The sequence below is a fragment of the Pseudoflavonifractor capillosus genome, from assembly GCF_016902575.1.
Lineage (GTDB): Bacteria > Bacillota > Clostridia > Oscillospirales > Oscillospiraceae > Enterenecus > Enterenecus capillosus_A.
On record NZ_JACSNZ010000004.1, the window covers coordinates 37,780 to 61,391 of the forward strand.

The 23,612-nt window shown below is 58.7% G+C and carries 28 protein-coding genes and 2 tRNA genes; 21 read left to right on the top strand and 9 right to left on the bottom strand.

Annotation, left to right across the window (positions count from 1 at the left end; translation table 11 throughout):
• Positions 1 to 5: 5 nt before the first annotated feature.
• A complete protein-coding gene (locus tag H9X86_RS02455; RefSeq protein WP_204899997.1) occupies positions 6 to 1,490 on the top strand; it encodes a glutamate synthase subunit beta in 1,485 nt (494 codons plus the stop codon).
• Positions 1,491 to 1,594: 104 nt separating this feature from the next.
• Here the strand turns inward: H9X86_RS02455 and H9X86_RS02460 are convergent.
• Positions 1,595 to 1,670: transfer RNA gene (locus H9X86_RS02460), tRNA-Ala, on the bottom strand.
• A 404-nt stretch (positions 1,671 to 2,074) separates the two neighbouring features.
• Here H9X86_RS02460 and H9X86_RS02465 point away from each other — a divergent pair.
• Positions 2,075 to 2,150, top strand: a tRNA-Ala gene (locus H9X86_RS02465).
• Between the two features lie 34 nt (positions 2,151 to 2,184).
• On the opposite strand, the gene H9X86_RS02470 is transcribed toward H9X86_RS02465, so the two are convergent.
• From H9X86_RS02470 to H9X86_RS02490, 6 genes are all read right to left on the bottom strand, one after another.
• Entirely contained in the window at positions 2,185 to 2,658 is a 474-nt protein-coding gene (locus tag H9X86_RS02470) for a TspO/MBR family protein (RefSeq protein ID WP_204899998.1), read from the bottom strand.
• Between the two features lie 98 nt (positions 2,659 to 2,756).
• Positions 2,757 to 3,173 (bottom strand): YbaN family protein, encoded by a 417-nt coding sequence (locus H9X86_RS02475; RefSeq protein WP_204899999.1) that lies wholly within the window; start codon positions 3,171 to 3,173, stop codon positions 2,757 to 2,759.
• Between the two features lie 7 nt (positions 3,174 to 3,180).
• Positions 3,181 to 3,525 (bottom strand): nitrous oxide-stimulated promoter family protein, encoded by a 345-nt coding sequence (locus H9X86_RS02480; protein ID WP_204900000.1) that lies wholly within the window; start codon positions 3,523 to 3,525, stop codon positions 3,181 to 3,183.
• Entirely contained in the window at positions 3,525 to 5,177 is a 1,653-nt protein-coding gene (gene cydC / locus H9X86_RS02485; RefSeq protein ID WP_204900001.1) for a thiol reductant ABC exporter subunit CydC, read from the bottom strand. The genes H9X86_RS02480 and cydC overlap by 1 nt, the downstream gene beginning before the upstream one ends.
• Positions 5,174 to 5,395, bottom strand: coding sequence for a hypothetical protein (locus tag H9X86_RS12855; protein ID WP_346011414.1), 222 nt, complete (start codon positions 5,393 to 5,395; stop codon positions 5,174 to 5,176). The genes cydC and H9X86_RS12855 overlap by 4 nt, the downstream gene beginning before the upstream one ends.
• The gene (locus H9X86_RS02490; RefSeq protein ID WP_346011415.1) at positions 5,350 to 6,912 is read right to left on the bottom strand and encodes an ABC transporter ATP-binding protein/permease; all 1,563 of its coding nucleotides are present in this window, start codon (positions 6,910 to 6,912) and stop codon (positions 5,350 to 5,352) included. The genes H9X86_RS12855 and H9X86_RS02490 overlap by 46 nt, the downstream gene beginning before the upstream one ends.
• A gap of 204 nt (positions 6,913 to 7,116) precedes the next feature.
• Here H9X86_RS02490 and H9X86_RS12435 point away from each other — a divergent pair, with 204 nt between their 5' ends.
• The 7 genes from H9X86_RS12435 to H9X86_RS02520 all read left to right on the top strand — a co-directional run bounded on the left by H9X86_RS12435 (position 7,117) and on the right by H9X86_RS02520 (position 12,412).
• A complete protein-coding gene (locus tag H9X86_RS12435) occupies positions 7,117 to 7,713 on the top strand; it encodes a vWA domain-containing protein (RefSeq protein ID WP_243416797.1) in 597 nt (198 codons plus the stop codon).
• Positions 7,686 to 8,288, top strand: a complete 603-nt coding sequence (locus H9X86_RS12440; protein WP_243416798.1) for a hypothetical protein — start codon at positions 7,686 to 7,688, stop codon at positions 8,286 to 8,288. Before H9X86_RS12435 ends, H9X86_RS12440 begins: the two co-directional genes overlap by 28 nt.
• A 177-nt stretch (positions 8,289 to 8,465) precedes the next feature.
• The gene (locus H9X86_RS02500) at positions 8,466 to 8,660 is read left to right on the top strand and encodes a ferredoxin (RefSeq protein ID WP_204900002.1); all 195 of its coding nucleotides are present in this window, start codon (positions 8,466 to 8,468) and stop codon (positions 8,658 to 8,660) included.
• A gap of 14 nt (positions 8,661 to 8,674) precedes the next feature.
• Positions 8,675 to 10,315: a hydroxylamine reductase gene (gene hcp / locus H9X86_RS02505; RefSeq protein WP_204900003.1), complete on the top strand. Its 1,641-nt coding sequence runs from the start codon at positions 8,675 to 8,677 to the stop codon at positions 10,313 to 10,315.
• A 22-nt stretch (positions 10,316 to 10,337) separates the two neighbouring features.
• Positions 10,338 to 10,670, top strand: coding sequence for a cupin domain-containing protein (locus H9X86_RS02510; RefSeq protein ID WP_204900004.1), 333 nt, complete (start codon positions 10,338 to 10,340; stop codon positions 10,668 to 10,670).
• 114 nt (positions 10,671 to 10,784) lie between these two features.
• Entirely contained in the window at positions 10,785 to 12,101 is a 1,317-nt protein-coding gene (locus H9X86_RS02515) for a M18 family aminopeptidase (protein WP_204900005.1), read from the top strand.
• Between the two features lie 119 nt (positions 12,102 to 12,220).
• Positions 12,221 to 12,412: a hypothetical protein gene (locus H9X86_RS02520; RefSeq protein WP_204900006.1), complete on the top strand. Its 192-nt coding sequence runs from the start codon at positions 12,221 to 12,223 to the stop codon at positions 12,410 to 12,412.
• Between the two features lie 50 nt (positions 12,413 to 12,462).
• Here H9X86_RS02520 and H9X86_RS02525 read toward each other — a convergent pair whose 3' ends face one another.
• Positions 12,463 to 13,158: a Crp/Fnr family transcriptional regulator gene (locus tag H9X86_RS02525; RefSeq protein ID WP_204900007.1), complete on the bottom strand. Its 696-nt coding sequence runs from the start codon at positions 13,156 to 13,158 to the stop codon at positions 12,463 to 12,465.
• A 133-nt stretch (positions 13,159 to 13,291) separates the two neighbouring features.
• Here H9X86_RS02525 and H9X86_RS02530 point away from each other — a divergent pair, with 133 nt between their 5' ends.
• From H9X86_RS02530 to H9X86_RS02585, 12 genes are all read left to right on the top strand, one after another.
• Positions 13,292 to 14,014, top strand: coding sequence for a class I SAM-dependent methyltransferase (locus H9X86_RS02530; RefSeq protein WP_204900008.1), 723 nt, complete (start codon positions 13,292 to 13,294; stop codon positions 14,012 to 14,014).
• Entirely contained in the window at positions 14,011 to 15,054 is a 1,044-nt protein-coding gene (locus H9X86_RS02535) for a FecCD family ABC transporter permease (RefSeq protein ID WP_204900009.1), read from the top strand. The genes H9X86_RS02530 and H9X86_RS02535 overlap by 4 nt, the downstream gene beginning before the upstream one ends.
• A complete protein-coding gene (locus H9X86_RS02540; protein WP_204900010.1) occupies positions 15,051 to 15,848 on the top strand; it encodes an ABC transporter ATP-binding protein in 798 nt (265 codons plus the stop codon). Before H9X86_RS02535 ends, H9X86_RS02540 begins: the two co-directional genes overlap by 4 nt.
• Entirely contained in the window at positions 15,845 to 16,939 is a 1,095-nt protein-coding gene (locus tag H9X86_RS02545; RefSeq protein ID WP_204900011.1) for an ABC transporter substrate-binding protein, read from the top strand. The genes H9X86_RS02540 and H9X86_RS02545 overlap by 4 nt, the downstream gene beginning before the upstream one ends.
• Complete coding sequence (locus H9X86_RS02550; protein WP_243416799.1) at positions 16,936 to 17,472, top strand: nucleoside-triphosphatase; 537 nt, start codon at positions 16,936 to 16,938, stop codon at positions 17,470 to 17,472. Before H9X86_RS02545 ends, H9X86_RS02550 begins: the two co-directional genes overlap by 4 nt.
• 148 nt (positions 17,473 to 17,620) lie before the next feature.
• Positions 17,621 to 17,986, top strand: a complete 366-nt coding sequence (locus H9X86_RS02555) for a winged helix-turn-helix domain-containing protein (protein ID WP_204900013.1) — start codon at positions 17,621 to 17,623, stop codon at positions 17,984 to 17,986.
• Positions 17,971 to 18,996, top strand: a complete 1,026-nt coding sequence (selD, locus tag H9X86_RS02560; RefSeq protein WP_204900014.1) for a selenide, water dikinase SelD — start codon at positions 17,971 to 17,973, stop codon at positions 18,994 to 18,996. Before H9X86_RS02555 ends, selD begins: the two co-directional genes overlap by 16 nt.
• Before the next feature lie 22 nt (positions 18,997 to 19,018).
• The gene (yedF, locus tag H9X86_RS02565; protein WP_204900015.1) at positions 19,019 to 19,645 is read left to right on the top strand and encodes a sulfurtransferase-like selenium metabolism protein YedF; all 627 of its coding nucleotides are present in this window, start codon (positions 19,019 to 19,021) and stop codon (positions 19,643 to 19,645) included.
• Positions 19,642 to 20,478 (top strand): selenium-dependent molybdenum cofactor biosynthesis protein YqeB, encoded by an 837-nt coding sequence (yqeB, locus tag H9X86_RS02570; RefSeq protein WP_204900016.1) that lies wholly within the window; start codon positions 19,642 to 19,644, stop codon positions 20,476 to 20,478. The genes yedF and yqeB overlap by 4 nt, the downstream gene beginning before the upstream one ends.
• A complete protein-coding gene (locus tag H9X86_RS02575; protein WP_204900017.1) occupies positions 20,475 to 21,614 on the top strand; it encodes an aminotransferase class V-fold PLP-dependent enzyme in 1,140 nt (379 codons plus the stop codon). Before yqeB ends, H9X86_RS02575 begins: the two co-directional genes overlap by 4 nt.
• Before the next feature lie 18 nt (positions 21,615 to 21,632).
• A complete protein-coding gene (locus H9X86_RS02580; protein ID WP_346011416.1) occupies positions 21,633 to 21,872 on the top strand; it encodes a putative Se/S carrier protein in 240 nt (79 codons plus the stop codon).
• A 14-nt stretch (positions 21,873 to 21,886) separates the two neighbouring features.
• Positions 21,887 to 22,867, top strand: coding sequence for an XdhC family protein (locus H9X86_RS02585; RefSeq protein WP_204900018.1), 981 nt, complete (start codon positions 21,887 to 21,889; stop codon positions 22,865 to 22,867).
• Positions 22,868 to 22,905: 38 nt separating this feature from the next.
• Here the strand turns inward: H9X86_RS02585 and yqeC are convergent, their stop codons facing one another.
• Positions 22,906 to 23,580, bottom strand: coding sequence for a selenium cofactor biosynthesis protein YqeC (gene yqeC / locus H9X86_RS02590; RefSeq protein WP_204900019.1), 675 nt, complete (start codon positions 23,578 to 23,580; stop codon positions 22,906 to 22,908).
• Positions 23,581 to 23,612 lie beyond the last annotated feature (32 nt).

Here is a 23,612-nt window from a genome sequence, read left to right on the forward strand (position 1 = left end):
TGGATATGGGAAAGCCCACAGGATTTATGGAGTATCATCGACAGAACGGGCCTTCCGTCCCGCCTCTGGAGCGTATCAAAAACTTTGATGAGTTCCATACTGTGCTCACTCCACAGCAGCAGCAACAGCAGGGTGGGCGGTGCATGGATTGCGGTGTCCCCTTTTGCCAAGCTGGTATGATGATCGGGGGTATGGCCTCCGGGTGTCCGCTGCATAACCTGGTGCCGGAGATCAACGACCTGGTGTACCACGGGAACTGGGAACAGGCATACATTCGCCTTAGCCGCACCCACTGTTTGCCCGAATTTACCTCCCGGGTATGCCCGGCGCTCTGTGAGGCGGCGTGTACCTGCGGGGAGTACAGTCAGCCAGTGACCACCAAGGACAACGAGCGGCAGGTTATCGAGTATGCCTTTGCCCACGGCCTGGTTAGCGGGGAACCCCCTAAAGTGCGCACTGGCAAGCGGGTAGCCATTGTGGGCAGTGGGCCTGCGGGGCTGGCTGCGGCCTGGATGCTCAACGGACGGGGCCACTGGGTGACGGTGTTTGAGCGCAATGACCGCCCCGGCGGGCTGTTGCGCTACGGCATCCCCAACATGAAGTTGGATAAAAAGGTCATTGACCGCCGCATTGCTCTCATGGAGCAGGCGGGGGTGGAGTTCCGGTGCAACGTGGATGTGGGACGTACCATCACTGCCCAGGAGCTGCTGGAACAGTATGATCGAGTGGTTCTGGCCTGCGGTGCCAGCCAGCCTCGGGATCTCCCAGTGCCGGGGCGGGAGGCTCAGGGTGTGCTGTTCGCCGTGGACTTTCTGAGCCAGGTGACCAAGGAGTTGCTGGACAGCGACTTTCAGAAGGTGCCCACCCATCTGGCAGAGGGAAAGCAGGTGCTGGTCATTGGCGGTGGCGACACGGGCAACGATTGCGTGGGTACAGCCATACGCCTGGGGGCGGCAGGGGTGAGCCAGCTGGAGATGATGCCCAAGGCCCCGGATGCACGTACCCCCAACAACCCGTGGCCCCAGTGGCCCAGGGTTCTGAAAACCGACTACGGGCAGGAGGAGGCCATTGCCGTGTTTGGCGCTGATCCCCGCCGCTATCAGACCACAGTCAAGAAATTCCAAGCTGACGCTGAAGGCAAGGTATGCGGGGCTGTGTTGGTGAGCCTGGAGCCGAAACGTGACGAGGCCACCGGGCGGGTGCAGATGGTGCCGGTACCGGACAGTGAGGTGGAGGTGCCTGCCGACCTGGTGCTCATTGCCGCAGGTTTTTTGGGCAGCGAAGCGTATGTGGCCCAGGCCTTTGGCGTGGAGCGGGATGGCCGCACCAACGTCAGCACCCAGCCTGGCAGCTATGAGACCAGCGTGGAGCGAGTGTTCGTCGCTGGGGATATGCACCGGGGCCAGTCCCTGGTGGTGTGGGCCATTGCCGAGGGCAGGGAGGTGGCCCGGGCGGTGGATGCCTCACTGATGGGGTATAGCAACCTATAAATAAGAGAAGGCCTGAAACCGGTTTGGTTTCAGGCCTTCTTGATGGGAGAGTTTGATAAAGTGCAAAGAAGTGAAAAATCCGAACGCAGATGCGTTCGGATTTTTGGTGGAGATAAGCGGGATCGAACCGCTGACCTCTTGAATGCCATTCAAGCGCTCTCCCAGCTGAGCTATACCCCCATCGGTGATTCAGTTTTATTTGCCGTGTTCTCTTGCGGAACGAATGTGAGTATACCAAAGGGGAGAGCGTTTGTCAACGATTTTTTCAAAAGTTTTTGAAAAAAGTTTTTATACCCTTTTAGACCTTCACCTTCATAGAATTTGTCGTTGAAAGCATATGGACAGGGACTGACGATATAATCCCCAAATATACCTGATGACGGTGCGGTAGTAGATTCCCTGGTGGGCGCCTATGATCGTAGTTCAAATCATATGGGAGATACTCAAAATGTGGTATGCGATGGAGGAAAATGCTGAGCCGCACGGGAAGAAAAATATTTTTGATTTTTTTGAAAAAAGGCATTGACATTTGGAGAACTATGCAGTATACTAACATTCGTTCCGCAGGGGACACAAGTGAATGTGGGGGTATAGCTCAGCTGGGAGAGCGCTTGAATGGCATTCAAGAGGTCAGCGGTTCGATCCCGCTTATCTCCACCAAGAGACCTGAAACCGGATGGTTTCAGGTCTCTTTTTATCGGTTCAGCCAGAAGATGGCGAAATTCAAATATCCAGCAAAGGCAACCCAGATCAGGTAGGGGATCATGAGGTATCCTGCAAGGCGCCGAATGGCGGCAAACTGCAAAGTGGTGAGCAGAATGAAACACCACAGTAGGATCAGCCAGAAGAAGGATACCAGATACAGACCCAGGTTGAAAAAGAGAATGGTCCAGAAGAAGTTTAGCCCCAGTTGGATACCATAGAAGATAAGGGCACGTTTCACAGTCCGCTCAGGGGCTGGAGAGCGAACCACCAGGTAAGAGGCAATGCCCATAAGAGCGAACAGGGCCGTCCATACCACTGGGAACAGCCAACCAGGGGGAGACAGGGGCGGCTGTTTCAGGGATTCAAAGGTCTCCATAGCCCCCATGGTCAGGTAGGCGGAAAGGCCACCCACCGCCAAAGGGATGGCGATACAGATTATCAGTTGACGCAGCTTGTGACTCATTTCCGGCACCTCCGTTGGAAGTATTCTATGCAGGAATGGGGAAAAATAGTCATAAAAACACCCCGTGTGTCCAAACTCCGGCACACGGGGTGTTAACGTTAGGCTTGGGATGCCTCTTGATCCAGCTTACGGAAGTGCTCTGCCTGGGCAGGGGAGAGCGTTTTGATGCCAAAGATGAAAAAGAGAATGTGAAACAGCCACACACAGCCCAGGATCATGCGGCCCACCGGAACACTTCCCATCATGAAAAAGCCGATGGACATCACCAGGGTGACAGTAATCATAATGCGGATTTTGGTGCCCCAGGTCATACCCCGGCCCCGGACAAAACTCTCCAGGTTATTCTGATACAGTTTGGTGGAGGTAAACCAGTTGTGCAGCCGCTGAGAGCTGCGGGCAAAGCAGTAGGCGGCCAGCATCAAGAAGGGAAAGGCGGGGAGGAGGGGGAGGACTGCACCAACGGCACCCAGTACCAGGCCCAGGCAACCTACCACAACATAGAGCATTTTTTTCATCGCTTCATCATCTCCTGTTTTGTTGTCTTTTTTCTTTGGCACTTTCCCACATATGACGAATAGCCATCACGGGGTGGTGCAGGAGCATCCGGGGCCCGGCGTAGCGCATGACCTGCCGGATTTGAGTGGCCATTTCACCCCGGTAACAGTGTACCTTGCAGTTGGAGCAGAAGGTTTTCTCCTGCATAAAGGGGCATTTGTCACTGCGCTCCATGGCGTATGCTTTTAGAGCTTGGCATTGGGGACACAGCTGTCCGGCGGGGGTGTGATGGTTGCCGTGACAGTAGATGGCGATCATCTCACCCACTACGTTCTTTTCCCGCAGGCGTTTTTCTTCCACACTCCCAGTCATCAGCTCAACCTCCCATGTTCCACCGAGTGCACTTCGTCGGCAATGCCCATGGTGGAGCGGCGGTGGCTGACCAGGATCACTGTGCGCTGCTCCCGCTCCCGATGGAGGGAGCGGAGAATTTCCGCCTCGTTGAGGCTGTCCAGATTACTGGTGGGCTCATCCAGCAGCAGGAAGGGCGCATTGTGGAGAAAGGCCCGAGCCAGCCCCAGTCGCTGCCGCTCGCCCCCGGAGAGGGTGTCCCCCAGCTCGCCCACTGGGGTGTCATACCCCTGGGGCAGGGTGAGGATGAAGTCATGGATGGAGGCTTTCTTGCAGGCCGCTTCCACCTCTTCCCGGGTGGCATCGGGACGGGCCAGAAGGATATTTTTCAAAATGGTGTCGTGGAATAGGTCGGTATCCTGGGTCATGTACCCTTCCATGGTGCGCAGGTCGGCTGTGTTGATGTGCTTGACATCCCGGCCCGAGATGGTCACTTCACCGCTTTGGCGATCCCAGAACCGCATGAGCAGCTTGAGAAGGGTGGACTTGCCCGAGCCGCTGCGGCCCACAATGCCCACCACCTTCCCCTTGGGAAAGTCCAGGGTCAAATCGTCCAAAATGGTCTCGCCGCCGTAGGAAAAGGTAAGATTCTGGCAGCCCGCCCCGTCAAAGGAGGTAGTGGCCTTTCCAGTCACCTCTTCCACCATCGGCTCCTCATCCAGAATCTCCAACACCCGCCGGGCAGCGGCAAAGGTGCTCTGGAGGGTGGTGCCCAGGTTGGCCAGAGCCACCACCGGGCCGAAGGAGGACATGAGGGTGATGAGGGGGATGAGGACACCGCCAAAGTCCACCTGTCCCTGCTCCAATAGTACCAGCCCCAGGGCCAGCAGAGCCAGGTCGTAGACCCAAATGACAGTGTGGGTGACAGCGGTGTTGGTTCCGGTGATGTGGCTCATGGTGCGCTGCACCCCCACCAGGTCGGCGGTGCGGCCCTCAAGCTCCTCCAGCCGTTGAGCCTGACCATGGTACTGAATGGTCTCATCCACGCCACGCAGGCTGTCCAGCGCAAAGGCGGACAGCTGACCTGCCTTTTGGCGCATGAGGTTGCCAGTGTCTCCAGAGCGGCGGGAGGCTAGAACCGGGAGGAGGATCCCCACGGTGGCATAGGCCAGCAGGGCAACAAGTCCGAAGGCCCAGTGAAACCAGGACAAGAAAGCGGCAGTGATGAGACTCATCACCAGAGCAATGGCAGCGGGGGAGATGGTGTGGGCGTAGAAGACTTCCAAAAGCTCAATGTCTGAGGTGATGACGGAAATCAAATCGCCCTTGTCCCGGCCGTCCAGCTTGGCGGGGGCCAGGCGGCGCAGAGCAGCAAAGACCTTTTCCCGCAAAATGGCCAGCAGCTTGAAGGCGATGTAGTGGTTGCAGGTCTGCTCTCCGTAGCGGAACACACCACGCAGCAGGGCACAGAGGGCTGCAACCAGGAAGATGAGGGGCAGGGTGTCGGAGTGGTTGAGAACAGAGAGAATACCCACTCCGCCCAGCACCGGAATGAGGGTGGCAGCAATGAAGCCCAACACACCCAGAAAAATGGCCACCAGCATCACGCCGGTGAGAGGGCCCACCAAGGTGATGAGACGGGCCATACAGGCCAAATTACTGCGGTTTTTCATGGGTGTGCTACCTCCTGATTGTAAGTTTCCAATTCCTGTTGCTGGCGCCACAGATGGGCGTACAGTCCACCTTGCTCCAGCAGTGTTTGGTGGGAGCCGTGCTCCACCACCCGTCCATCTTCCATGGCGAAGATGGTGTCCGCCCCAGCCACATTGGCCAGGCGGTGGGAGATCACCAGCACCGTATGAGTGCGGGAGAGACGGTGAATCTGCTCCATAATCTCATTTTCACTGTCCACATCCACGTTGGAAGTGGCCTCATCGAAGATGTACATGGGCTGTTGTGCAAAAGTGCCCGGGCCAGGGCCAGACGCTGCCGCTGCCCACCGGAGAAGTTGCTGCCGCCCTCTTGCAGCTGGGTGTCCAGCCCCTGCTCCCCTCTGAGGAAGGCAGCCAGGTTTACCTGCTCCAGCACTGCCCACAGAGCGTCGTCCGAGGCGTGGGGGTCAGCCAGCAGCAGATTGTCCCGTACACTGCCCTTAAAGAGGTAGCTGCGGTGACCAATGTAGGTACAGTGGGCCATGAGGCTGTTTTCGGAAAGGGTGGACAGCTCTTTCCCACCCAGAATAATGTGTCCGCCATACCCTTGATTGCGCCCCATCAGCAGGGCGGAGAGGGTGGACTTGCCGCAGCCACTCTCGCCCACCACTGCGGTGAGAGAACCAGGGGCAATGGTCAGATTTACTCCCTGGAGGATGGGGCGCTGTCCGTCATAGGAGAAGGTTACGTCCCGGCACTCCAAGGTGGGATTGCCCTCCAGGGTTTCGGTGGCAGGTGTGGGCACCTCCAAATCCAGAAGGGCGTAGATTTTCTGGGCTGCTGCCATGCCATTCATAGCCACGTGGAAGAAGCTGCCCAGTAAGCGCATGGGGAGAAAGAACTCCGCCGAGAGTAGAATGATGGCAAAGCACCCGGCGGGGGTGATGTGTCCCTGGGAGAGCTGAAGCAAGGCCAGAATGGCGCCCAGAGCAGCCCCGCCATAGGCAATGAGATCCATGATGACAATGGAGTTGAGCTGCATGGTGAGTACCTTCATGGTCACCTTGCGAAACTCCTCAGCCTGCACGGCCATCTCCTCCTGGCGGGCCCCGTCAGCCTGGTATATTTTCAATGTGGTCAGGCCCTGGAGGTTTTCCAGAAAATGATCCCCCAGGCTGGTGTACTTGCCCCAATACTTGGCCAACAGCTTTTTGGCAAAGGTCTGCACTGCCGCAATGGCCACGGGGATGAGGGGCACACACACCAGCAGCACCAGGGCGCAGGTCAGGCTAATGGGTGCCAAAAAGAGAAACAACGTGACGGGAGCCAGCAGACTGTAAAAGAACTGAGGCAGATAGGAGCCAAAGTAGATCTCCAGCTGATCCACCCCTTCCACCGCCACCTGTACCACCTGGGCGGTGGAGGTGCGCTGGCGGTAGGAGGCACCCAGAGTGTAGAGCTTCTCAAAGAGGGTGCGGCGCAGGCTGCCCTTGACCTGCCGAGAGGCCAGGTGGCTCATGGAAGCAGCAGTGCGCAGGGCAAACCACCGCACCACCAGAGCCACCAGTGCGATTCCTGCCACCCAGGGCAGTTTTACCTGTATGGAGCGTCCAGCCAGCAGCTGCTCCAGCAGCCAGCCCAGGGTGAACACCAAAGCGGCGTTGGCCACCATGGAAATCCACTGGCACACCACGTTGCCGGCAATAAATTTTTTGCTGTCCGGCACCATGGCCAACAGCCGTTTGTCCATCATCATGGGAATTCGATCTCCTTTCGATTAGCTGCGGCTAACACAAATGACAAAAAATAAAGTTAGCATAAGCTAACAATTTGTGCAAAAAAGAGTGGGGCTGTACCCCTATGCAGAAAGTATACCATATGACTGGGAATGGTGCAAGCAAAACATGGCCTGAGGCATAGAATGGGTGGGGGCAGACCCCCCGGAAGAAGGATTGCCCAGATGGGAATTACCAGTTCCAATAAAGTGGTAGACCGCAGTGAGATCCAGTGCGACGGCCAACTCAAGGTGACATTGGCCCTCACTGCTTCGCCGGATATCATTGAGAATCCCACTGACATTGTGTTGGTGCTAGACCGCTCCGGCAGCATGGCGGGAGTGCCCCTGGCCGCTGTGAAAGAGGGTGCGGATACCTTTATTGATATTATTCAGCAGGCCACGTCCAACGGAGGTGGCAGCGGCGAGTTGGGGTCGGGCACCAAGATGGGTGTGGTGAGTTTTGCCACCACGGCCCGACAGGACACCGCCATGATTACCTCGGTGGCGAATTTGAAGGGGGCAGTGAATGCCTTGGTGGCAGGGGGCAGCACCAACCATGGTGATGCCTTTGCCCAGGCCACTGACCCAGACTCCATTCATGTGGCCATTGCTCCCACCCCCGCAGATCTGGAGGAGATTTTTGCTGAGCTGGCCGCCAACCTCACCAAGCCTGGGGCCACAGATTTGAAAATCGTGGAAGAGGTAAATCCGGATTTTGAAATCACCGAGATTTTACCCCTGACAAGGGCACGGTGGAGCAGCAGACGGACACCAAGCTGACCTGGCGTATGGACAGTCTGGGGGTAGATGCCGTGGAGAGTGCCACCCTGTCTTTCTTGATTCGCCACCGCAGCGATACCGGCGGGCTGAAATTGGTCAACCAGTCTATCCAATACACCGATGCCCAGGGCAACCTGGTGGTGTTCCCAGACCCCACGGTGCGGGTGGGGTGTGATGTCATTGTTCACCCGGAGCCTTGTCCCACTCCTGTGGATGTGACCGTAGAGGGGTGTACCGATGCCGTGGTGGTGGATGCCGGGGAGATTGCCTTGGACTCCGTAGGCCGGATTCTCCAGGTTGATGTAACGGTGAAAGATGTCTGCCCTGACCGTCGGGTGTCTCTGGCGATGATTCTCACCGAGGTGGACGACAAAGGGGAGAAGGAGACCAAGGGCGTCAAAGTGCTCACCATTCCGGCCCACCAGGAGATGGGGCGCCGGGATGTGCTGGTGCGCTGTGTGCGCTGTGCAGTGCCGGAGGATGGGGCAAATCTGTGTGCAACCCGGAAGTTCCAGGTGCAGACCTTTGCCCACTATATGGACTCAGATTTTGTGTGTTGCCCTGATAAGGAATAAACGTTTTACCAGGTGAGGCATGTCGCCTCACCTGGTAAATTTTTCTGTATAGAATTGTTGTTATTACAACAGAACCGCAAATAAAACTATGGTAGGATGAGTCACACGGCGAGAATGGTTTAAGACAGGGGACACTGTGGCATTCTAAAGGCATCAACTGGAAAGGAAGTGCTTTGTATGAATGCAACGGTAGATCAGTATCTGTGTATTGGATGTGGGGTATGCGTGGGTATGTGTCCCAAAGTGTTTCGCATGGGAGCGGATGGAAAGTCCGGTGTGTACCAGCCTGTCACAGAGGAGACCTTGTCGCAGGTGCAGGAGGCCATTGATTCCTGTCCCGTCACCGCCATTAGCTGGCTGGAAAGCGAATAAAAGGAGTATACAACATGGATCAAAAGATGTTTTGTTATCAGTGTCAGGAGACTGCCGGGTGTCGTGGCTGCACCGTGGTGGGGGTGTGCGGCAAGCAGCCAGATGTGGCCGCCATGCAGGATCTGCTGGTGTATGTAAGCCGCGGCATTTCTGCTGTGACCACCGCCTTGCGTGGAGAGGGCAAGGAGATTTCCCCCGTCATCAATCACCTCATCACCCTCAATCTCTTTACCACCATTACCAATGCCAATTTTGATAAGGAGAGCATTGAGGCCCGCATCCGGGCCACGCTGGAGGAGAAAGCAAAGCTGCTGGCCCAGTTGAGCACCACCCAAGGACTGCCCGAGGCTGCTTTGTGGGACGGATCCGGCGACTGGGAGGAGAAGGCCAAGACCGTGGGGGTGCTGTCCACAGAGGATGAGGACGTGCGTTCCCTGCGGGAGCTGATTACCTACGGGCTCAAGGGGCTGTCTGCCTACTCCAAGCACGCCAATGTGCTGCTCCAGGACGATGAGGAGGTGGACGCCTTCTTACAGCGGGCTCTGGCGGCGACCCTGGATGACAGCCTCACCGTAGAGGACCTGGTGGCTCTGACCCTGGAGACGGGCAAGCACGGCGTGGCGGGTATGGCCATGTTGGACAAGGCCAATACCTCTGCCTACGGCAATCCGGAGATCACCAAGGTGAACATCGGGGTGGGTAAGAATCCGGGAATTCTGGTGTCCGGCCACGACCTGCGAGATTTGGAGATGCTGCTGGAGCAGACCCAGGGCACTGGGGTGGACGTGTATACCCACTCTGAGATGCTCCCGGCCCATTACTATCCCGCTTTCAAGAAGTACCCCAATTTTGTGGGCAACTATGGCAACGCCTGGTGGAAGCAGAAGGAGGAGTTTGAGTCCTTCAACGGCCCCATCCTCATGACCACCAACTGCATCGTGCCCCCCAAGGACAGCTACAAGGATCGCCTGTACACCACCGGAGCTGCCGGCTATCCCGGCTGTAAGCATATCCCCGGCGAGATTGGGGAACGCAAGGACTTCTCTGCTATCATCGAGCACGCCAAAAAGTGTGCAGCCCCCACACAGATTGAGACCGGGGAGATCGTGGGCGGCTTTGCCCACGCCCAGGTGCTGGCTCTGGCAGACCAGGTGGTAGAGGCTGTGAAAAGCGGGGCCATCCGTAAGTTTGTGGTCATGGCTGGCTGTGACGGCCGGGCCAAGAGCCGGGACTACTACACGGAGTTTGCCAAGGCTTTGCCTCAGGACACCGTGATCCTCACCGCAGGCTGTGCCAAATATAAGTACAACAAGCTGCCTCTGGGCGATATCGGCGGCATTCCCCGGGTATTGGACGCCGGTCAGTGCAACGACTCCTACTCTCTGGCTGTCATCGCCTTGAAGCTCAAGGAAGTGTTCGGCCTGGAGGACATCAACGCCTTGCCCATTGTCTACAACATTGCCTGGTATGAGCAAAAAGCAGTCATCGTACTCCTGGCTCTTCTGTACCTGGGGGTGAAGAACATTCACCTGGGCCCCACGCTGCCTGCCTTCCTCAGCCCCAATGTGGCCAAGGTGCTGGTGGATAACTTCGGCATTGCGGGTATCGGCAACGTGGAGGAGGATATGAAACTTTTCTTCGGCGAGAACACATAAAAGGCTTCAGGAGGAAACACATATGGGCGTTAAAATGAAGAACATCAGTAAATCAGAGGTGCTGGTGCTGAAAGACCAGATTTCTTACCAGGACGGCCAGGTGGTGAGCAAGACATTGGCCCAAAATCCTGCCCTGAGCGTCACGCTGTTTTCCTTCGATCAGGGGGAAGAAATCAGCACCCACGAGTCGGGAGGGGACGCCTTCGTCACCTGTTTGGACGGGGTGGGCAAGATCACCATTGACGGAGTGGACCATCTGCTCCATGAGGGGGAATCCATTGTCATGCCCGCAGGACATCCTCATGGGGTGTATGGGGAAGAAAAGTTCAAAATGTTGCTGGTGGTTGTGTTTTAACAGGGGAGAGCCGGGGCGTGCGGTACAGCACATCCCGGCCCTTCCATTGTATGATTGAAAATCCAACGATTTCATGTATAATGTAGGAAAGCGATTTCTAGGAGGAACATCATCATGTATCGACAGACATCCCGTGAGGTGTTGGATTTTATCAAACAAAGCCCCAGCTGCTTCCACGCTGTGGCTCAGATGGCCACGATTCTGGACAAGGCTGGGTATCAGCGGCTTCGTGAGTGCGAGTCCTGGCAGCTGGTCAGGGGCGGAAAGTATTACACCACCCGCAACGGCTCTTCCATCATTGCTTTCCATGTGGGGCAGGAGCTGGACAACTACCATTTCCAGATCACCGCCTCCCACAGTGACTCCCCCAGCTATAAGGTGAAGGATAAGGCCGAACTCAAGGGCAAGGGTGGCTATTTGCAGCTGAATACCGAGGGGTATGGCGGCATGATTTGCGCCAGCTGGATGGACCGCCCCCTGTCTCTGGCAGGACGGGTGCTGGTGCGACGGGGCAATGCCATCACCGCACAGCTGCTGAATATCGACCGTGACCTGCTCCTCATCCCCAACGTGGCCATCCACATGAACCGGGAGGTCAATTCCGGCATGAAGTTCAACCAGCAGGTGGATATGCTGCCCCTGTTCTCCGCCGGGGAATGTGGGGAGAACAGCTACTATGCGCTGATTGCAAGGGAGCTGGGGGTGCAGCCTGAGGACGTGGTGGGTTGCGACCTCTACCTCTATCCTCGGGTGGAGCCCAGCATGTGGGGAGCAGAGGGGGAGTTCATCTCGTCTCCCCGACTGGACGACCTCCAGTGCGCCTATACCTCTCTGAAGGCCTTTGTGCAGGGGGAGAACCCCCACGGAGTCAATGTGTTCTCCTGCTTTGACAACGAGGAGGTGGGTTCCGGCACCAAGCAGGGCGCTCTGTCCACCTTCCTGCGGGATGTGCTTCAGCGCATTCACACTGGCCTGGGTTATGCCCAGGAAGAATACTTCCAGGCTGTGGCCAAGAGCTTCATGGTCTCCTGTGACAACGCCCACGCCGTCCACCCCAACCACCCGGAGAAGACCGATGGGGAGAACTGCGTGTACATGAACCGGGGTATCGTGGTGAAATTCTCTGCCAACCAGAAGTACACCACCGACGGCATCAGCGCCGCCATCTTCATGCAGCTGTGCAAGGATGCAAAGGTTCCGGTGCAGACCTTTGCCAACCGCAGCGATATGGCGGGGGGCAGCACTTTGGGCAACCTGTCCACCCAGCAGGTGTCTCTGCACACGGTGGACGTGGGCCTTCCTCAGCTGGCCATGCACTCGGCCTATGAGACAGCGGGGGTGAAGGATTCCCAGTACATGGTGGAGGCCCTCACCGCCTTCTACTCCACCGACTTGAAGATCACCGACAGCGATCAATTTATCTTGGAATGAGCCTAACATCCAGGGGCGGGACACCGCCCCTGGATGTTTTCAAAAAATGGCTTGACAATTCATGACAGTTAGCATATACTAACGACCTTGAAGTTAGCAAAGACTAATTGGAGGTTTCTATGAAAGGTATGTTGAATTGGGTCATGCTGGTATCTCTGGTGCTGGTGGTTGTCAGCGGCATTCTGCTCAAGCCTATGCCTGGGATGTGGCTGGGGATTTTACACGGCGTGTCCGGCCTGGTGCTGTTTGTCAGTGTATTGGTGCACGTGCTGCGCCATGCCCGACTGGGCCGAAAAGCCAAAAGTGCATAAAAAACTGCGTCCCGGGGGAGTACCTGGGACGCAGTTTTTTTCGGTGGGTGTCAGGGGATGGAGATGCCGTGCTCCAGGGGAAGCTGGTATTGCAGCAGAGTGAAGTGGTTTTTGTGGAAGTCCAGCACTCCTTCCTGGCGCAGCAGGCTCAGCTCGTGGGAGAGGGCACTGCGGTTGACGCTGAGAAAGCTGGCCATTTCGTCCCGAGAGAAGGGGATGGAAAAGGAGAGGGTGTGACGGCGGGCGGCCTGCATGGTCAGGTAGATAAGGATTCGCTCCCGCAGGCTGTTGTGGGTCAAAATGGCCAGGCGGTACTCCTTTTGCATATTCATGTGGGATAGGGAGATAAGCAGCTGGTTTAAGGCGGACAGCCGCTCTTGTTCCGGGAGAGTCCCCGGCTCCAGGAGCAGGGACACGGGAAAGGAGAAGATCGTACAGCCCTCCGCTGCAACAGCCTGATAGGGGGAGATTTGGGTACGGGTGCAGATAAGGTCCAGCCCCACAATGGACAGAGGGCCCAGGGCGTTGCGCAGATCCACCTTACCGTTAGACATAAAGTAGAGCAGATGCACTTTGCCGGAGAGGAGCACATGCACCTGATTGACCCGATCCTGGGGATAGAACAGGGTGGCATCTTTGGGGTATTCGGACACACTGCCACGGGGGATCAGCAGCTGCGCTATGGTGTCCAGGGAAAAACTCTGGAGCAAGTCGGTGCGGTGGAGTAAGTCGGCAAGGGGCTGCATAGCTTCCACTCCTTTCATCTATGGAGCCCAGTATACCATGGTTTGGTTGTCTGGACAACATACATCTGGGAGAGAATCTGGTATACTTGAACAGATATCCAGGTCACTGGGAGAAAAGAGGGGGGCGGGAGAGATGCGCATTGTATGGAACAGGCAGACGGTGGACTGGTTCCGCCACGCCTCGGAATATACTGGGTACAACCGGGCGCTGAGGGAGATTTTGTGTGCCCATATTCCCCCTGACACTACGCTGTGTGACGTGGGGTGCGGAGCGGGACTCATCGACTTGGAACTGGCGTCCCACTGCCGCCACATTACCTGTGTGGACGTGGACGCCTGTGCCGTAGAGGCCGTGAAGGAGGAAGCCACACGGAGAAATGTTTCAAATATTACCCCCATCTGTCAGGATGGAGCGGAGTTGGTAGGGGAGTGGGACACGGTGCTGGCCCTCTTCCACGGGGGCAGCTGCTGGATGCAGCACTACTTTTCCCACGCCCGGCAACGGATGATTTTAGCGGTGTATGACCAGTGCCGGGGCAGCTTTGGCCCCGCCCACCGCAAGCGGGAGAAGCACCACGGAGCCGCCCAGGTGCAGGCGACCCTGGACAGGATGGGGGTGGTGTACACCGTGGAGCACCACGCCCTGGAGTACGGCCAGCCCCTAAAAAGCAGGGAGGAGGCCAGGGCATTTGTGGGTGCCTACTGTCAGCCCATGGAGGAGTGGGAACTGGAAGATTACCTCAAGACCCATCTGTGCCCCACTGGGCGGGAGGATTTTCCCTACTATCTGCCAAAAACCAAACGGTTTTCCCTCTTTGTCATAGAGAAGGAGAAAAATTTGGGGGTGTACCCATGAAAAGATGCCCATATTCTGTCCTGTTTGTCACCTTGGTGGCAACGCTGGTGGTGGCTCTTGTGGCCTCGGTGACTCTGGGACGGTACCCCATTGGGTTGGGGGAGTTGGTGGGCATTCTGGGCCAGAAGGGGGTGTCCCTGCTGGAAAAGCTGGGACTGCGTGGGCTGGAGGTGGAGCAGGTGTGGACGTCCACCCAGGCATCCCTGCTGCTCTATCACCGGATTCCCAGGGTGATTTTGGCCTGCCTGGTGGGGGGCTGTCTGGCTGGGGCCGGGGCGGCCTACCAGGGGGTGTTTCAAAATCCCATGGCCTCTCCGGATCTACTGGGAGCCTCCTCAGGGGCAGCCTTTGGGGCGGCTCTGGCCATTTTGCTGGGGGGCAGCGGAGCAAGTGTTACCCTCTCTGCTTTTTGCTTTAGTTTGCTCACTGTGGCCTTGGTGATGTTCGTGGGCAACCGGGCCCGGGGCAGGCGGGTGGTGGGTCTCATTTTGGCGGGCATTATGATTGGTTCCCTGGTGTCCAGCGGAACCTCCTTCATCAAGCTGGTGGCAGACCCCAACGATCAGCTGCCTGCCATCACCTATTGGCTCATGGGCAGCCTCAATGGCACGGCGCCCAAAGACGTACTCTTTGCCCTGTTTCCCATGGCGGTGGGCATTGTGGGTCTGTGTCTGCTGCGCTGGCGCATCAACTTGCTCACACTGGGAGATGAAGAGGCGAGAACCATGGGTGTGAACGTGAAGGAGTTGAGAGGAACTGTGATTGTTTGCGCCACTCTCATCACCGCCGCCAGCGTGTCTGCCAGCGGTATGATTGGCTGGGTGGGGCTGGTCATTCCCCACCTGGGGCGCAAGCTGGTGGGAGACAACTACAAGCATTTGATGCCTGCCTCTATGCTGCTGGGGGCCATTTTCTTGCTTTTGGTGGACGATGTGTCCCGCAACCTGTTGGCGGTGGAGATTCCCATCGGCATTCTCACTTCCTTTTTGGGAGCGCCCTTTTTCCTCTATCTCATCTCCAGGGAGGGGGAACTGTTATGAGCTTGTGTGTGAACGGTCTTTCCTTTTCTTACGGGCAGCGCCAGGTGCTCCGGGATGTCTCCTTCCAGGCCCGCCGGGGGGAAGTGTTGTCGGTGCTGGGCCCCAACGGGGCGGGGAAAAGTACCCTGTTTCGGTGTATGCTGGGCCTACTCACACCCACGGCGGGGGGGACACAGATCGACGGGCGGGATGTGTCCCGCATGGGGGCATCAGAGCTGTCCCAGGCCATCGCCTATATTCCCCAATCCCATAACCCGGTGTTCAATTTTACGGTTTTGGACATGGTGCTTATGGGCACCACGGCCCAAATTGGGCGCTTTTCTGCCCCTGGGGCGACTCAGCGGGCCCAGGCGGAGGCTGCCCTGGCTCAGCTGGGTATTGCGCACCTTCGGGACAGGGGCTACTGCCATATCAGCGGCGGAGAGCGGCAGTTGGTGCTCATTGCCCGGGCCATCGCCCAGCAGGCCAAGATTTTGGTCATGGACGAACCCTCCGCCAGCTTGGACTTTGGCAACCGCCTTCGGGTCATGGAGACCATAGGGAATCTGGCCCGGAAGGGGTACGCCATCATCCAGTCCACCCACGATCCGGAGCAGGCCTACCAGTATTCCCACCGGATTTTGGCCCTGTATCAGGGGCGGGTGGTGGCCAATGGCACACCCCAGGAGACCATGCAGGATGGGTTGATCTCCCAGCTGTATGGGGTACCTGTGGCGGGATTCAGTTTCATGGAAGATAAAGCCCGGGTATTTCTCCCGGTGAAAGAATCAAACGAGAAGGAGCGTATGGAATGAAGAAGAAAAGACTGGCGGCTATTTTGTTATGTGGAGCCATGGTATTGAATTTGGCAGCCTGTGCCGCACCGGGACAGAAGGGGACGGACAGCCCCCAGCAGTCTCAGAGTCAGAGCGCAGAGACTCGTACGGTGGTGGACGACTGTGGCAGACAGGTGGAAATCCCCGCTCAAGTCAGCCGAATTGTCCCCTCCGGCCCCTTGGCTCAGATCGTCCTCTTTGCCATTGCTCCGGAGATGTTTGTGGGTCTGGCATCTGAGTGGGACGACTCCGCCCAGGGGATCATCGCTGAGGAATATCTCCAGCTTCCAGTCTTTGGTCAGCTGTATGGCTCGGCGGACCTGAATGTGGAGGAACTGGCCTTGGCAGACCCTCAGCTCATTGTGGACATCGGAGAGCCCAAGGACTCTGGCAACGAGGACTTGGACACCCTGCAAGCTCAGACCGGCATTCCCACCGTCTACGTCTCCGCTACTCTGGCCGACATGCCCCAGACCTTCCGCACGCTGGGCACGCTGCTGGGCAAGGAGGAGAAGGGAGAGGAGCTGGCCCAATTTTGCCAGCGGGTGTATGACCGCACCCAGTCCACCATGGACCAGGTGGGGGAAAACAAGGTGGATGCCCTGTATATTCTGGGCCAGGAGGGGCTCAATGTGTTGGCCAAGGACTCCTACCACGCCGAGGTCATGGACATGCTCACCAACAACCTGGCGGTGGTGGACAGTCCCACCAGCAAGGGCACTGGCAACGAGGTGACCATGGAGCAGATCGCCCGGTGGAATCCCGACTTCATTCTCTTTGCCCCCGGCAGCATCTATGAGGATGTGGACACCCGGGACACCTGGGTGGATATCAGCGCCATCCAAAACCATCAGTATGTCCAGGTTCCCACGGGCCCCCACAACTGGATGGGAACTCCGCCCGCCGTGCAGCGGTATCTGGCACTCATCTGGCTCACCGCCCAGCTCTACCCCCAGTACTGCGACTACGATGTCAAGGCCGAGGTGATGGAGTACTATCAGCTGTTCTACGGCTGCCAGCTCACTGATGAGCAGTACCAGAGCATCACCGCTCACGCTTTCCTGCCATGATCCATACGCTCCTTGTGGGTGCTCCGGGCGTGGGGAAAAGCACCCTCATCCGCCGACTGGTGAAGGAATTGGAAGTGTCCGTGTCTGGCTTTCTCACCCGGAAGGAGAAGGATGCAGATCACCCCACCCTGGGCCACCCGGTGTACTTCTACCCCCAGGGTGAGGAGCAGGTGCGCAGCCCGGAATACCTGCTGGGCCACTGCAAAGACCGCCGTCCCCAGGTGTACCCTGAGACCTTCCAACGTCTGGCTCCCCAGGTGGCAGCTATGGCAGGGGGGCGGCTGTTGGTGATGGATGAGATCGGGTTCATGGAAACCTGTTCGCCCGCCTTCTGTCAGGCCATCCTGACCCATTTGGATGGCAGTGTTCCGGTATTGGCGGCAGTGAAGGATAAGCAGCTGCCCTTTCTGGAGCAAGTGCGCACCCATCCCCGATGCCGTACCTTCCACATCACGGAGGAAAACCGAGATGAGCTGTACTCCCAGGTGCTGGCCTTTGTCCGGGCCCAGCTGGAGAAAGAAACCCCCATATAAGTTGAACTACACCCCCGTTTTGCCAAGAGAATACAGGCAAAGCGGGGGTGAACCCTTGACAGAACTGTGATTGACGTGTATACAAATAAATGAGAGGGCGTTGAGCCTATTTTTTCATGGAGCGTTATACCTGAGAGAGGATAATGGAATGGACCAGGGATTGCAAGTGAAAAGCACCCTGCGCCTGGTGCGCAGGGAGAAGGTGTTCGGGCCGGGGATTGCCGCTTTGTTGGAGGGGGTGGGCAGCCACGGCTCTCTGCGTAAAAGCGCCATGGAGCTGGGCATGAGCTACAATAAGGCCTGGCACGTAGTGCGTGAATGTGAGAAGGAACTGGGGTTTGCTCTGTTGCGCCGCCATGCTGGAGGTGTGGGGGGCGGAGGAGCGGAGCTGACCCCGGAGGGAGCGCAGCTGCTTGGGGCATGGCGGGCCTTTGAAGGAGAGGCCAAAGCCGCCCTGGACCAGCTGGCGGAGAAATATTTTGCAGGAGGTGGGTTCCCGTGGGAGAACCGCTGAAGTTTTGCCGGGGGGGTGGCTGTACCGCCAAGCTGGGGCCGGCTGCACTGAGCCGGGTGCTGGCAGGGCTGCCTCGGCCCACAGACCCCAATTTGCTCATTGGGGCCCAGTCCAGTGATGACGCTGCGGTGTACCGCCTCAGTGACCAGATTGCCATTGTCCAAACTCTGGATTTCTTTCCCCCCATGCTGGACGATCCCTATCTTTTCGGACAGGTGGCAGCCACCAACGCCCTCAGCGACATCTATGCCATGGGGGGCCAGGTGAAGACGGCTTTGAACATTGTGTGTTTCCCGGAGGAGATGGATCTGAACATTTTGGGTGAGATCCTCCGGGGTGGCAGTGAAAAGGTGGTGGAGGCCGGGGGCTCCCTGGCGGGAGGGCATTCCATTGCCGACCAGGAAGTGAAATATGGCCTGTCCGTGACAGGTGTGGTGCATCCGGACCGGATTCTGGCCAATAACACCGGGCGGGTGGGAGATCACCTCATTCTCACCAAGCCCTTGGGGGTGGGGCTTTTGTGCACTGCGGCCCGGCTGGACCAGGTGGATGCCGGGGCCTTTGCCGGGGCGATAAAATCCATGACCACCCTGAACAAGTACGCCGCCCAGGTGGCGGCCAAGTACCAGGTCCACGCTGCCACCGACGTGACGGGGTTCGGTCTGCTGGGTCACCTGCATGAAATGCTGCGGCCTGATCTGTCGGCCCGCATTCATGCCCACGCACTGCCGGTGCTGGACACCGCCTATGACTGCGCCAACGAGTTTTACCTCACAGCTGCCGGACAGCGCAATCGCAACTTTGCCGTCTCTCGGGCAGCGCTCCACGGTCTGAGTTTTGCGCAGGAGGAGTTGCTCTTTGACCCCCAGACCTCGGGAGGACTGCTGCTGGCGGTGGCGGCGGAGGATGCTACGGCACTGCTGGAAGAGGTGCGAAGCCTGGGGCTGCCCTGTGGAGACATTGGGCAGCTGCTGCCTCGCCTGGAGACAGAAATCATTGTGGAGCCTTAACAGAATGAAGGAGGATAAGAATATGGGAATTTTGGTGGATGCCCGGGGCAAGGCCTGTCCCTTGCCGGTGATTGAGACCCGCAATGCCCTGCGGGAGCACGGAGCCCCGGTTGTGACTCTGGTGGACAACGACATTGCCCGTCAAAACGTGGAGAAGATGGCGGGCCAGATGGGGCTGCTGGCCCAGACCCAGAAGGAGGAGGGGTGCTGGCGCATCACCCTCACCGCTGCCCAAGATGGAGACTTTGATGCCAACCGTCCCGAGGTGGATAAGCTCATGGAGGAGATGCCCAGCTGTACGCTGCCTGTGCAGGGCCCCACGGTTGTGGTGCTCTCCTCGGACGCCATGGGTGTGGGAGATGATACCCTGGGCCGTGCTCTGATGAAGGGGTTTGTGTATGCTTTGACCCAACTGGATGAGGCCCCGGCTACGGTGCTGCTGTACAACGGCGGTGCCAAGCTGTCGGTGGAGGGGGCTGAGACGGTGGCGGATCTGAAGACCCTGGAAGAGGCTGGGGCGGAGATCCTCACCTGCGGCACCTGCCTGAACCACTACGGTCTGACAGAGAAGCTGGCGGTGGGCAGTGTCACCAATATGTATGTCATTGCTGAGACCATGGCCAAGGCGGGAAAGGTGGTTCGTCCGTGAGCGGATGTATTGTGGTGCGAGGGGGTGGAGACCTGGCCACGGGTACCATTCTCCGCCTGCATGCGTGCGGGTTCTCTGTTCTGGCCATGGAGTGCGCCCACCCCACTGCCATCCGGCGGAAGGTGTCGGTGTGTGAGGCGGTGTACGATGGGGTGACCCAGGTGGAGGGGGTTACCTGCCGCCGGATCCATACCCCTGAACAGGCCAATGAGGTGTGGCAGGCGGGGGAGATCCCTCTGCTGGTGGATGAGACCGGGGAGAGTCTGGTCAAAATTCAACCCATTGCCCTGGTGGATGCCATTCTCGCTAAGCGAAACTTGGGCACAACCCGGGATATGGCTCCCATCACCGTGGCTCTTGGCCCGGGGTTCACCGCCGGCGTGGATGTGGATGCGGTGGTGGAGACCAAGCGGGGCCACCGTCTGGGCCGGGTGCTCTATGCGGGCAGCGCCCATCCCAACACCGGAGTGCCGGGGAATATTGGCGGCTATGACCGGGAACGGGTGATCCACGCCCCGGCAGACGGTATTCTTACTCCCTGTGCCGCCATTGGCGACATCGTGAAAGCGGGGCAGACCCTGGCTATGGTGGGGGAGGTTCCAGTGCCTGCCACCATTGACGGAGTGCTCAGGGGTCTCATCCGGGAGAACTTCCCGGTGACCCGGGGGCTGAAAATTGCGGATATTGACCCACGGCTCCAGGAGCGGGAGAACTGCACCACCGTCTCGGACAAGGCAAGGGCCATTGCCGGCGGGGTGCTGGAGGCACTCTTCCATCTGGCCTGGCAGCGGGGGCTTACCCGGGCGCTGCTGGGAGGGGGCGTGAGGGAATGATCTACCTGGATTCGGCAGCCACCTCTTTTTTGAAGCCACCCTGTGTGGCCCAGGCAGTGTTTGAGGCAATGAACACGCTGGGCTCACCCGGACGTGGTGCCCACCCCTTGACGCTGGCTGCTTCCCGCAGGGTGTGGGCTTGTCGGGAGGCGGTGGCCCAGCTGCTGGGGGTGGCCGACCCCGCCCGGGTCTGCTTTACCCCCAACTCCACCGCTGCCTTGAACACCGCCATCTGCGGCCTGTTTGGGCCGGGAGATCACGTGATTACCACGGCGCTGGAGCACAATTCGGTGCTTCGCCCCCTCTATCATCTGGCGGAGCAGGGGCTGGAGCTGACCATTCTCCCCGCAGATGCCAAGGGAATGATCTGTTATGAGGACTTCGTCCGTGCCCTGCGCCCTAACACCAAAGGCGTGGTTTGCACCCACGCCTCCAATGTGACGGGAAACGTGTTGGATGTCAAAAAGATCGGGGCATTTTGCCGGGAGCACGGCCTGTATTTTGTGGTAGATGCCTCCCAGTCCGCCGGGGTGCTGGAAGTGGATCAGCAGGCCATGGGTGCCTCGGTGGTGTGCTTTACCGGACACAAGGGTCTGCTGGGCCCTCAGGGCACCGGAGGGCTGTGTGTAGCTCCCCATGTGACCCTGCGTCCCATGGTGGTGGGGGGCAGCGGAGTGCACAGCTACCAGCACCACCACCCCACGCAGCTGCCAGAGGGGCTTGAGGCGGGAACCTTAAACGCCCACGGCTTAGCGGGGCTGTTGGCAGGGGTGAACTATATTCAACACCACGGCCGGGAGAAACTGTACCGACAAGAGATGGCTCTGGCCTCCGCCTTTATCCAAGAAGTGCGGGACATTCCCGGTGTGACCTTGTACGGGGATTTGGATGCCTTGCAGCGCACCGCTGTGGTGGCCTTTAACCTGGGAGAGGAGGATGCCGGGGTGGTCTCCGATGTGCTGGCCCAGGAGTTCGGCATCTGTACCCGGGCAGGCGCCCACTGTGCTCCCCTCATCCATGAGGCCATGGGTACCACCCAACAGGGGGCTGTGCGGGCTTCCTTCTCCCATCTAAACACCTTGGACGAGGTGGAGCAGGCAGTGGAGGCAGTGAAACGACTGGCCCGGAGACTGTGAAGAACTGGAGAGACGATCATGTTGAGAAAGCCGCAGCTGCGCCTGGTGGTGACCTTTCACACCACGGCAGAGGCGCTGAAAACCGAGTCCCTGGCCAAAGGCCAGGGGCTGGAAGGCCGCCTGATTCCTGTACCCCAGCAGATTAGCGCTGGGTGCGGCCTGGCCTGGAGCGGGCCGCCGGAGCGTGAACATGTCCTGCGCATGGTCTTGGAGCAGGCGGGGGTTGAGGTGGAGCGGATGCAGATATTGACCATATGAGGGAGGAAACGCACGTGGAAAGTGGATATCAAGCCCTGGCCCAGGAGTTGGAGAGGGGCGGCATCGTGTGGCGTGTGACATCACTGGAAGAGGACACCTTGGGGGAGGCCGTTCAGTCCACCCATGCCCCTGCGTGGCTGGGGCATGGGCTTCAGCCCCCTTGTCAGACGTTGGATGACCGGGGCAGGGCGGTGCTGGTGGAGTGTCTGCGCCGGGAAAAGACCCTGCTCATCTGCGGCGGCGGCCACGTGTCGGTGCCGGTGGCTCAGCTGGGTGTGATGCTGGGCTACGATGTGATGGTGGTGGACGACCGGGAGGAATTTGCTGATCCTGCCCGATTTGTTCCTGGCGTCCATACCGTGTGTGCCCCCTTTGGGCCCTATTTGTCCCGGGAGTTTGACTGGAATGGGTATCAGGACCTGTCTGTGGTGATTGTCACCCGGGGCCACGGGGCAGATGCGGTGTGTCTTCGTGAGGCGGTAAAACATCCCCTCACATACCTGGGCATGATTGGGAGCAAACGCAAAAATGAGGCTATTTTTCAGCTGCTCATGGGGGAGGGGGTGACCCCAGAGGCACTGGAGCGGGTACACGCCCCCATTGGGCTGTCCATTGGCGCCCAGACCCCGGAGGAGATCGCCGTGTCCATCGCCGCTGAGTGGATCGCCACCCGCAGCAGCGGCCGGGGCAGTATTCTGCCCCAGGACTTGCGTGAGGTACTGCTGTCTGGAGCCAAGGGGGTGATGGTCACTGTGGTGCGCAAGACAGGCTCTGCCCCCAGAGATGTGGGGGCCCGGATGTTCCTCGGCGCTGACGGCAGCACCGTGGGCACCATTGGCGGCGGCTTGGCGGAGTATCAGGCCACCTGTGCCGGGCGGGCCATGATGGAGGCCCCCCGGACCATGCTGAAAAGCTATGAGATGCGCTCGGGAGAGGCGGGACGCTCCGGCATGATCTGCGGGGGAGACATTGACGTGTTGTTTGAAGTGGTATAAGCAGAAGGCCCGTCCCATTTGTGGGACGGGCCTTCTGCTTATGGTGCGGGTCGGATGGTGCAGGGAATGCCCTGTGCAGTGAGGGTGTCATGCAGCTGTTGGGCCACCTGGGCTTGCTGGGGGGTGTCCGCCTGGTTGAGCAGCACGTGGTATTTCTCCATGGGCAGTCTGCCCGCCTGCATGGCGTCCCGGATGCAATGAAATATCACATCTGCGTCCACCGGCTGCTGGGGATTTTGTGCCCAGTGTGGATTCAGGTCATAGCAGTGGACACAGTCCTGGACGCTTTGACCCAAGGCAGATAGACCGGCTACCACGATGCACAGGTCGGTGTGGGGCAAAATGACAGGTTCAAAGGAGCGGTGCAGCTTGAGTGGCAACATCCGCGCCCCGTCCGCCTCGTATACCACCAACTGGGCTTTCTCCCGAGCCAGCTCCATCAAAGCAGGGGACAGGGCGGATAGCTTGTGTTCTCCGGCTCTGGCTCCAGCGCAGGTAACTCCGGGCAGAGACAGGGCCTGCTCCAGCTCCTGGGGGGTAGGGTCATAGAGCAGCCGTTGGCATACGGCGGGGGGGAAGGGGCGAATGTGGGTGGTGGTGGTGAGCAACACTCGCTCTTGATTGTGGGCCTGGGCCAGCAGGCCCAGCGTGGTGGTCTTGCCGCCGGCACCGATGACAGCTACCATGCCAGCACCTCTGAGGGGAATGAACATGGATACATCCCTCACTTTCACAGTGATATAGT

Bases quoted from the DNA above. Each gene is read 5' to 3' on its own strand.
- H9X86_RS02480 (WP_204900000.1), bottom strand. From the start codon at position 3,525: ATGACTGGGAGTGTGGAAGAAAAACGCCTGCGGGAAAAGAACGTAGTG.
- H9X86_RS12855 (WP_346011414.1), bottom strand. From the start codon at position 5,395: ATGGAGCAGATTCACCGTCTCTCCCGCACTCATACGGTGCTGGTGATC.
- H9X86_RS02520 (WP_204900006.1), top strand. From the start codon at position 12,221: ATGAAAGGTATGTTGAATTGGGTCATGCTGGTATCTCTGGTGCTGGTG.
- H9X86_RS02515 (WP_204900005.1), top strand. From the start codon at position 10,785: ATGTATCGACAGACATCCCGTGAGGTGTTGGATTTTATCAAACAAAGC.
- H9X86_RS02500 (WP_204900002.1), top strand. From the start codon at position 8,466: ATGAATGCAACGGTAGATCAGTATCTGTGTATTGGATGTGGGGTATGC.
- H9X86_RS12435 (WP_243416797.1), top strand. From the start codon at position 7,117: ATGGGAATTACCAGTTCCAATAAAGTGGTAGACCGCAGTGAGATCCAG.
- yqeC (WP_204900019.1), bottom strand. From the start codon at position 23,580: ATGTTCATTCCCCTCAGAGGTGCTGGCATGGTAGCTGTCATCGGTGCC.
- H9X86_RS02555 (WP_204900013.1), top strand. From the start codon at position 17,621: ATGGACCAGGGATTGCAAGTGAAAAGCACCCTGCGCCTGGTGCGCAGG.
- H9X86_RS02550 (WP_243416799.1), top strand. From the start codon at position 16,936: ATGATCCATACGCTCCTTGTGGGTGCTCCGGGCGTGGGGAAAAGCACC.
- hcp (WP_204900003.1), top strand. From the start codon at position 8,675: ATGGATCAAAAGATGTTTTGTTATCAGTGTCAGGAGACTGCCGGGTGT.
- H9X86_RS02580 (WP_346011416.1), top strand. From the start codon at position 21,633: ATGTTGAGAAAGCCGCAGCTGCGCCTGGTGGTGACCTTTCACACCACG.
- H9X86_RS02545 (WP_204900011.1), top strand. From the start codon at position 15,845: ATGAAGAAGAAAAGACTGGCGGCTATTTTGTTATGTGGAGCCATGGTA.
- yedF (WP_204900015.1), top strand. From the start codon at position 19,019: ATGGGAATTTTGGTGGATGCCCGGGGCAAGGCCTGTCCCTTGCCGGTG.
- H9X86_RS02525 (WP_204900007.1), bottom strand. From the start codon at position 13,158: ATGCAGCCCCTTGCCGACTTACTCCACCGCACCGACTTGCTCCAGAGT.
- H9X86_RS02530 (WP_204900008.1), top strand. From the start codon at position 13,292: ATGCGCATTGTATGGAACAGGCAGACGGTGGACTGGTTCCGCCACGCC.
- H9X86_RS02540 (WP_204900010.1), top strand. From the start codon at position 15,051: ATGAGCTTGTGTGTGAACGGTCTTTCCTTTTCTTACGGGCAGCGCCAG.
- H9X86_RS02470 (WP_204899998.1), bottom strand. From the start codon at position 2,658: ATGAGTCACAAGCTGCGTCAACTGATAATCTGTATCGCCATCCCTTTG.
- cydC (WP_204900001.1), bottom strand. From the start codon at position 5,177: ATGAAAAACCGCAGTAATTTGGCCTGTATGGCCCGTCTCATCACCTTG.
- H9X86_RS02475 (WP_204899999.1), bottom strand. From the start codon at position 3,173: ATGAAAAAAATGCTCTATGTTGTGGTAGGTTGCCTGGGCCTGGTACTG.
- H9X86_RS02575 (WP_204900017.1), top strand. From the start codon at position 20,475: ATGATCTACCTGGATTCGGCAGCCACCTCTTTTTTGAAGCCACCCTGT.
- H9X86_RS02490 (WP_346011415.1), bottom strand. From the start codon at position 6,912: ATGATGATGGACAAACGGCTGTTGGCCATGGTGCCGGACAGCAAAAAA.
- H9X86_RS02455 (WP_204899997.1), top strand. From the start codon at position 6: ATGGGAAAGCCCACAGGATTTATGGAGTATCATCGACAGAACGGGCCT.
- H9X86_RS02510 (WP_204900004.1), top strand. From the start codon at position 10,338: ATGGGCGTTAAAATGAAGAACATCAGTAAATCAGAGGTGCTGGTGCTG.
- H9X86_RS02535 (WP_204900009.1), top strand. From the start codon at position 14,011: ATGAAAAGATGCCCATATTCTGTCCTGTTTGTCACCTTGGTGGCAACG.